This window comes from Hydrogenimonas sp., from assembly GCF_029932565.1.
Classification (GTDB): domain Bacteria; phylum Campylobacterota; class Campylobacteria; order Campylobacterales; family Hydrogenimonadaceae; genus Hydrogenimonas.
Genome location: NZ_JAOZPV010000109.1, coordinates 1 through 3,810 on the forward strand (window position 1 = coordinate 1; position 3,810 = coordinate 3,810).

Here is a 3,810-nt window from a genome sequence, read left to right on the forward strand (position 1 = left end):
TCTTGCGTGGTATCACCTTGATGACGTCGGTCGGACAAAGTTCCACACACGCACCGCAGCCGTTGCATGCCTCCCGTATCTCGGGCAGCATACCGCCCCCTTTGGCATCCACCATACCGATCGCCAGTGTATGGTCCGGATGGAAAGGGCAGAGATCGGCACAGATCGTACACGGATTTTCGTTTCGATGCTTCTCGAGCTTCAGAAGCACCTCTTTCTGCAGCTGTACCTTTTCCGAATCGTTCGGATTCACTGTCACTTTCCTGCTTCGTTTCTCTTCCGTTGTCAACACTTTCGTATGCTCGTAGATACGGTCGATCGCACTGTCCGGCACCGGTTTTCCGATTTTCGCCAGACACCCGTCCGGATTGTGAACGACGGCGATTCCCATGTGGACAAACTCGATACTGTCGTGCTCGTGATCAAGTGCACCGCTCGGGCAGGCGAGAATACAGGGAAAGGCTTCACAGAGGTAGCATCCTCGTTTCCGCGGATCGATATAGGCCATTCCGACTGCGGCCTTGCCATCGATATCTTCCAGCAGAATCGAATCGTAGGGGCAGACCTGCAGACACTGTCCGCATTTGATGCAGAGTCCCAGGTACTCCTCCTCCGGAACGGCACCCGGCGGCCGCAGTTTCGGCTCCTCCGCCTTCAGATACTTGCCTCCGAACATACCGCCAGCCGCGACGAGACCCAATGCACCAAGTCCCGACATCTGCTGCATAAACTTTCTGCGTTTTCTCTTCTCTTCAGGTGTCATTGTACAACTCCCTTTTCCAAATATTTTTCGTACATGACGGGATGCCTGTCTTCCAGCAGTTTGACAGGCTCCGACAGCGGCGCCAGCTTCGCCAGAAAATTCATGATCGTAATGACCGGCGACGCATAAAAAAACTTGATGTTGGGATTCAATAGCCACATTCTATCTGCATAGTAGAAAAGATGGTAGGGCGTGTCTCCGATTCCATCCCCGTTTTTATCGAATCCTTCGTAATCGTCCCAGTAGTTGCCATTCCAATGGTTCTGGATCGAATGCAGTATCACCGGATCATCATCCACGACATTTTCAATATTGCCTTTGAAGATATTCCCGACGATGTTGTTCGAAATGCTGAGTGAATGAAAATGAATCCCTTCCGCATTGTAGAGGATTTTATTGTTTGCTATCGTATTGTTTTGATCGGGCTGGAAAGGCGACCGGTCGATGTAAAGTCCCCTCGCACAATAGATCATCGTGTTGTCTTTCAGCGTAAAGTTGCTGGCATCCTTGAGCCCGATGCCCAGACCCGTCGTTCCAAGCGAACTCTTTATCACATTGCCGATTGCAACGGTATCCTGTGAATACATAAAAAAGATGCCGACCGAATTATGCTCATAGGTATTGTAGAGCACATCGTTTTTTCCTGCATACATAAAGTGGAGCGAGTACCGGCTGTATTCGCCAAAATTGTGCGCAATGACATTGCCGTGCGAATACCAGACCACCATATCACGCGAATAGGTGATGTGGTTTCGGCTCACATTATTGTCATTGCTGTACCATAACCGCACCGCATCACCGCGAAGCCCGAGAGAAAAAGGTTTTGACCGGATCCAGTTATCTGTAATCCGAGATTCATGAACCTGTTCCAGATCGATGCCAAAGAGGCAGTCGTCGATTTTGCAATGATCGACGGTCACATGTTTCGCCTCTTTGATCGAGATACCGGCATCGACCTTTTCATGCTCCTGACCGCTATTCAGAATCGTCAGATTCTTGAGAGTCACATAGTCACTGCGGATTTTAATGACTGTGCCTTCTCCCTCTCCGACAATCTTTGCGCGCTGGTCTATCCCATCAATAATGAGCGGCTTGCCAATGATGATGTTGCCATGATATTCACCAGCCGGCAGCTCCAGTCTGGAACCGGGCTCGGCACGGTCAATGGCATCCTGCAGAACGTTGGACGCCATCAGACCCATCACGGATGCCATCATCACCAACGCACGTTTCATCAAGATTCTCTACGCTTCCTGCACCGCCAGTTTTCTGGCTTTGCGCTTGGAGATGATCGCCAAAAGACTCAATGCACTGATGGCGAGCAGCAGCCAGAAACCGGTCGTCGGATAGGAATGGGTCGTAAACTGTGCCACCTTCCCGTCACCAAACACCGTCGGCATAAACGGTTTGATCTTAAATGCCCCCCAGTCGTGCATGTGGTGACCGAACCAGTAGAGCCAGTAGGCATAGAAACCGAGGAATATCGCCGGCAGAACGACCGGAATCAACATCAGCAGATCGAGAATCTTCGAATCGTACAACATGTAATATACCATCAGAAGTGCCACGAATACGAGAGCATAGGGTGCCGCCGCGCGAAGATAGGGCGCGCCGCGTTCCATCGGATCCATCCCGATATAGTGGTTGATCGTATTCATTTCATGCACATCTCCACTGAATCCATCGAAATGGTAGTAGACCGGAATCCCTTCCGGAAACGCCTCTTTCGGATAGTTGGGTGCTTCCAATGCAACATACCAAATCGGTGCCGAGACAACATGCAGTTCCGCATCTTCTTCGATCATCTTGTCCAGATTACCCACGGCCTCTTTCGGCGTCGTTGTACTGACGTACTGATATTTCTGGTAATAGTTCCAGACTTTTTTCGAAATTTCCGGAATCTGATCCGCTTTTCCTTCCCGTGCCAGTTCCACCACGTCATGCGTCAAAACCGCCGGAATAACGAACCAATACATCAGAAGGCCAAACGCCAGCAACGTGAAAATCCTGGCTTTCGTCAATGAACCCTTCATGGTCTGTTTCCTTTCTCTATTTAATTGGAGTTGATTATACACAAAACAACCATATAATTATTTGATTCAGGTCAAATGATCGGAAATCGATAATTCATCAAATTTTTTGACGAATAATTATATAGTTATTCAGCCAGCTTCTTAAATCCCCCTCCGGAGGAAGAGGGGGAAGAAACGTGCATTATCAGAAGAGGTTGGCGTTTTCGTCGACCCACTTGAAGTATTCGATGATATCCTTGATCTCCTGATCGCTCATACCCTGATTCGGCATGCGCAGATTGAAGTAGTTGATCATCGATTCGACATACGGATCTTTGAATTTGGATTTCGGATCTTTGATGAAGTCCGCCACCCATTTCTCACCGTTTTCATGACGCTGAAGAACACCTGTCAAATCCGGTCCGGAAGAGACTTTACCGATGACGTGACATCCGCCACAACCGCCTTCGTTGAAAGCAATTTCACCGCGTTTTGCCGCTTCGCTCATCGGTGTCGCGATTTTGCGAACAAGCAGGTCACGTGCACGGATACCGACATCGGCCGTTTTGACCATGTACTGCCAGATCATGTTTTCAAAGAGGATCGCTTTTTCCAAATCACCCGCTTTGAAGTATTTGTCAGCCTGTTTTTTCTGCTCCGGAATCTTGCCATACTGATCGAGCGCATCCACAACCAGTTGTTTGACAACCGGATACTTCTCGTAATGGTTCTCTTTCAGGAACTTCACGACGCTCTGGATGACTTTGTCGGTCGCGGCGTTGGTCGCGACGATTTTGTCATATTCGGCTTTGAGCTGCTCCGGCGACATTTTCGCCATTTTCAGCTTATGTGCAGAGACATATTTCTTGTTCGGGTCTTTGACCATCAGATAACCCATCATCTCCAGGTGCAGTGCCGAACAGAATTCTGTACAGTAGTACGGGAAGACTCCTTCGCGGTCCGCTTTGAACGTAACGGCGACCGTTTTACCCGGTTCCAGCGATGCATGGACATTGTACTGGTCGACTGTGAAAC

4 protein-coding genes are annotated in these 3,810 nt (G+C 49.3%); all 4 read right to left on the reverse strand.

Going from position 1 to position 3,810, the window contains the following annotated elements; all coding sequences use genetic code 11:
- On the reverse strand, nucleotides 1–763 hold a 763-nt coding region (locus Q1K24_RS09385; protein WP_300369346.1), incomplete at its 3' end, for a 4Fe-4S dicluster domain-containing protein.
- Nucleotides 760–1,998 (reverse strand): nitrous oxide reductase family maturation protein NosD, encoded by a 1,239-nt coding sequence (locus Q1K24_RS09390; protein WP_300369349.1) that lies wholly within the window; start codon nucleotides 1,996–1,998, stop codon nucleotides 760–762. The genes Q1K24_RS09390 and Q1K24_RS09385, both read right to left, overlap by 4 nt.
- Before the next feature lie 9 nt (nucleotides 1,999–2,007).
- Nucleotides 2,008–2,796, reverse strand: a complete 789-nt coding sequence (locus Q1K24_RS09395) for a cytochrome C (protein ID WP_300369351.1) — start codon at nucleotides 2,794–2,796, stop codon at nucleotides 2,008–2,010.
- 184 nt (nucleotides 2,797–2,980) lie between these two features.
- Nucleotides 2,981–3,810: c-type cytochrome (locus tag Q1K24_RS09400; RefSeq protein WP_300369354.1), on the reverse strand; the 830-nt coding region annotated here is incomplete at its 5' end.

Bases quoted from the DNA above. Each gene is read 5' to 3' on its own strand.
- Q1K24_RS09395 (WP_300369351.1), bottom strand. From the start codon at position 2,796: ATGAAGGGTTCATTGACGAAAGCCAGGATTTTCACGTTGCTGGCGTTT.
- Q1K24_RS09390 (WP_300369349.1), bottom strand. From the start codon at position 1,998: ATGAAACGTGCGTTGGTGATGATGGCATCCGTGATGGGTCTGATGGCG.